Origin of the sequence: Promineifilum sp. (SeqCode) (assembly GCF_041918635.1) — a bacterium.
Classification (GTDB): domain Bacteria; phylum Chloroflexota; class Anaerolineae; order Promineifilales; family Promineifilaceae; genus Promineifilum.
In genome coordinates, this window is the sequence record NZ_JAYRVJ010000512.1 from 1 (window position 1) to 3,686 (window position 3,686).

The 3,686-nt window shown below is 65.7% G+C and carries 5 protein-coding genes; all 5 read right to left on the minus strand.

Features of this window, described 5'->3' with window-relative positions; translation table 11 throughout:
* Positions 1-135, minus strand: a 135-nt coding sequence (locus ACE3UY_RS15460) for a DUF4260 family protein (RefSeq protein WP_374688399.1), incomplete at its 3' end; no start/stop codon positions are given.
* 423 nt (positions 136-558) lie between these two features.
* Entirely contained in the window at positions 559-834 is a 276-nt protein-coding gene (locus ACE3UY_RS15465) for a hypothetical protein (RefSeq protein WP_374688395.1), read from the minus strand.
* Positions 835-909: 75 nt separating this feature from the next.
* Positions 910-1,782, minus strand: coding sequence for a PPK2 family polyphosphate kinase (locus tag ACE3UY_RS15470; RefSeq protein WP_374688396.1), 873 nt, complete (start codon positions 1,780-1,782; stop codon positions 910-912).
* A gap of 172 nt (positions 1,783-1,954) precedes the next feature.
* Positions 1,955-2,374: a hypothetical protein gene (locus tag ACE3UY_RS15475; protein WP_374688397.1), complete on the minus strand. Its 420-nt coding sequence runs from the start codon at positions 2,372-2,374 to the stop codon at positions 1,955-1,957.
* Between the two features lie 81 nt (positions 2,375-2,455).
* Positions 2,456-3,686: META domain-containing protein (locus ACE3UY_RS15480; RefSeq protein ID WP_374688398.1), on the minus strand; the 1,231-nt coding region annotated here is incomplete at its 5' end.

The window sequence follows — 3,686 nt, forward strand, 5'->3', positions numbered from 1 at the left end:
CAGGCTCAGATCGGGGGCGATGAGCAGCAGCAGATAGAGCCACCAGGGATGGCCCAGGCGGAAGTAGGCGGCCGTCGCGGCCAGCAGCAACGCGCCGCCTTCCACGTGTAACAATGTCCGCGGCATGCTCATCATGCAGTTATGCTCATCATGCAAAGCGTCCGATGGATGATGCGTTTTGACAAATAAAACCGGATATGACGGGCGTAGGGGCGGGACAATCGGCGCGAACGGCCTCGTCCGATCACTAGAGCGTAGACCGCCGATTGTCTCGCCCTCTCTGGAGCGCGACCAGTCAGAGGGGCGAGACAACGCGGCATCGACAGGGTTCCGCAAGAGGAGACCGTTCGGCCGCGTTGTCCCGCCCCTACGCCTGTCATATCCGGTTTCATTTGTCAAAACGCATAAACACGTTGCCGCGGCCTCTTCAACCCGTTTCAACGGGTTTCGTGTACCAGTACCAGCCGCGGGTTTCAACCCGCGCGGCCAGTTATTTTATTTATCGCCTAAAGATGTAGGCTCTGTGTTTCGGACAAATCTGTGCAATCCGCGGATCGCTTACCGCCGGTTGCGACTCTGATAGCCGCCGCCGAACGCGCCGATGTCGATGAGCACCCCCAGGCCAACGACGATCCAGTCCCACAACCCAGCCACCGCGCCGTCACCCGACATGAGCACGTAGGCCAGCAGCGTCCACGGCAGGAAGATGACGCCTAAGACAGGCCACAGGATGTTATTGAATGCGGCGTTCCAGCGCGCCGTGTTGGTCAGATACCAGGCAATGGCCGCCACGCGCGGGCCGATGAACACCAGCAGCGAAATGATGCAGCACATAGGGACTCCTCTCCTGAACTACTCTCAATGACGATAGAAACCGGGTTCTTCAGAAAAAACCCGGTTTCTAACCTCTCAACTCTCCTGCACCCGCCGCGTCTCAGCGGCCACGTCGAACGTCGTCGCCGGATACTGCGGGTTCATCTCGCGCAGCGTCTCCACCACCATCCGCGCCAGCAGCCAGTTGCGGTGCCACTTGCGGTCGGCGGGGATGACGTACCACGGGGCGTGGTCGGTGGAGCAGCGGGTCAGCGCCGCCTCGTAGGCCTCCATGAAGTCGGGCCACAGCAGGCGGTCGTCCACGTCGCCCGGCCGGTACTTCCACTGCTTGGTCGGGTCGGCCAGGCGATCCAGCAGCCGCTGCCGCTGTTCCTCGGGCGAGATGAAGAGCATGCACTTGAGGAAGGTGACGCCGGCCTCGACGCACGCCTTCTCCCAGGCGTTGATCTCGTCGTAGCGCGGCTCCCAGATGTCGGCCGGCACGAGATTGCGTACGCGGACGACGAGCACGTCCTCATAGTGCGAGCGGTCGAAGACGCCGATGGCCCCCGGCGGCGGCAGCTTCTGCTCGATGCGCCAGAGGTAGTGCTTCTTCAGCTCCTTCTTCGTCGGCGCGCCGAACTGGGCGATGCGCAGGCCGAGCGGCTCGCTGACGCGGTCAATGGCCTTGATGGCCCCGCCCTTGCCTGACGTGTCCATGCCCTGCAGGACGACCAGCAGGCGGCGATTGCCGCCCCCCTTCGATTCGGCGTAGAGCTTCTCCTGCCACTCGGTGACTTCCGGCTCCAGCGCGCCGACCTCGGCCGCGGCCCGAACCTTGTCGGCCGGCCCGGCCACGACGCGCCGCGCGTCCACGTCGGCCAGGCGGAAGCCCGGCCCCACGCGCAACAGCTCGCGCACCGGCGCGGCGGCCGGTGCGCGCTTGCCGCCCTTGTCCTTCTTCGCCATGACGAACCTCCTACGAAGAAATCATCCGCAGATTTCGCAGATTAAGAAAATCACGCAAAGTCCGCCAAGATCGCAAAGAACGCAAAGATATATATTCCTTAGCGCTCTTGGCGCACTTTGCGTTCTTGGCGTGAGCCTCTTCAAATCTGCGTAATCTGCCGATTCCTCCTTCTTATCTTCCAAACGCGCGGCGCACGTCGGGCCGCAACAGGTAGTAGAGAATGGCCCCCGGGACGATGAGGCCCAGGACGCCGCAGCAGAAAGCCCAGAAGCCGCCGCTGAACAACCCCAGCACGCCCAGGACGACGTTGAGGCCGACGGCGATCAGCGCCCAGAGCCACGCCCAGCGCCGCAGCCCCAACAGGCCGAAGGCGACGATGAAGTCGACCACGGCCCCGACGATGCCGATGAAGCCCTGCCAGGCGTTCGCGCCGCCGAAGGTGGTCATGTTTTCCGCGCCGACGACCGCGCCGGTGACGCTGGCGACCGCGCCGACGCCGAAGACCAGCATGCTCCAGATGAATGACAGCAGACCGAGAAGGATAAAAGCGATGGCCAGCAGGGTGATGCCGGCCGGACGGGTGTTGGTCACGATGGGTGCTCCTGTGTTGGAGACCTGACAGGTGGCTAGCGGGGGCGGCCCCCGCTAGCCACCTGTCAGGTCTATGAGACGTTACTGCGCGGCCGCGAAGACCAGCGAACCGCTCTCGTACAGCATGTCGATGATGAGCTCGCCGCCCTCCAGGCGATAGCCCATGGCGTTGGTCAGGCCGCCCAGGTAGATCTGGTCGAGCGAGCCGGGGCCGCAGTAGGCCATCGTCGAAGCGCCGGGCGCGACGGTCAGCAGGTTGCCCTCGCTGACGGTGTAGGTCGCCCTCACCTGATTGCAATCGGCCTGGATATGGGCCGTGCCGTCGGCGTTGAAGGTCAGCGTGAAGCGGCTGGGGTCGTTGACGGTCGTGCTGCTGGCCGGCGTGTGCAGCGCCGTCCACGTCCACGTCGCGCCGGTCAGGCCGGCCCCCTTCTCACCCGTCCCACCTTCAGTCGTACCGGCCGCGCCGCCGCCCGCCTCGCCGCTGGAGGTCGCGCCCTCGGTCAGGGCCGTCGAGAACAGCATCGTCCCGCCGTCGGCCCGGCTGAGGACGAGGTTGCCGTCCTGGAAGGCGTAGCCGGTGACGGTGCTCAGGCCGGCGGTGAACTCGTCCGCCTGCGAATCGGGCGGGCAGGCCGCCAGCGTGCTCGCGCCGAGCGTCAGGGTCATCGCCCCATCGGCGGCGGTATACGTCGAGGTGACGCTATTGCAGTCGGCCTTGATGGCCGCCGTACCATCCTCGTTGAAGGTGATGGTGTAGCGGGTCGGGTCGGCGACGGCTGTGGCCGTGTTGCCCGACATCACGTCCGTCCACTGCCAGGTGGCCCCGGTCAGCACCGGCTCGGCCGGCGCGCCCTCGAGCGCGCCCGCGTCGGTCGTGAACTGCATCGTGCCGCTGCTGGCGAACATGTCGATGTAGAGGTCGCCATCCTGGAAGAAGTAGATGGCCGCGGCGCTGAGGCCGTTCAGGAAGTCAGTCGCCTGCGAATCCTCTGGGCAGGCCATCAGCGTGCTCGCGCCGGGGGTGATGGTCAGCGTGGAATCGGCCTCCGACGCCGTGTAGGTGGCGGTCACGCTGTTGCAGTCAGCCTGAATGGCCGCGGTGCCGTCGTCGTTGAAGGTGATGGTGTAGCGCGCCGGGTCAGTGGCGACCACGGTCGTCTCCGGCGTCACCGTCTGCACCCACTGCCAGGTCGCCCCTGTCAGCGCCGGCGCGGCTTCCAGGCCACCCTCGCCACCCGTCGCGGCCGCCGGCAGCAGCCGCATGGAGCCGCCGTCGGGCAGGCCGAGCACCAGGAACGTATCCTCGAAC

Coding starts and splice junctions, on each gene's coding strand:
- ACE3UY_RS15465 (WP_374688395.1), bottom strand. CDS start 834: ATGTGCTGCATCATTTCGCTGCTGGTGTTCATCGGCCCGCGCGTGGCG.
- ACE3UY_RS15470 (WP_374688396.1), bottom strand. CDS start 1,782: ATGGCGAAGAAGGACAAGGGCGGCAAGCGCGCACCGGCCGCCGCGCCG.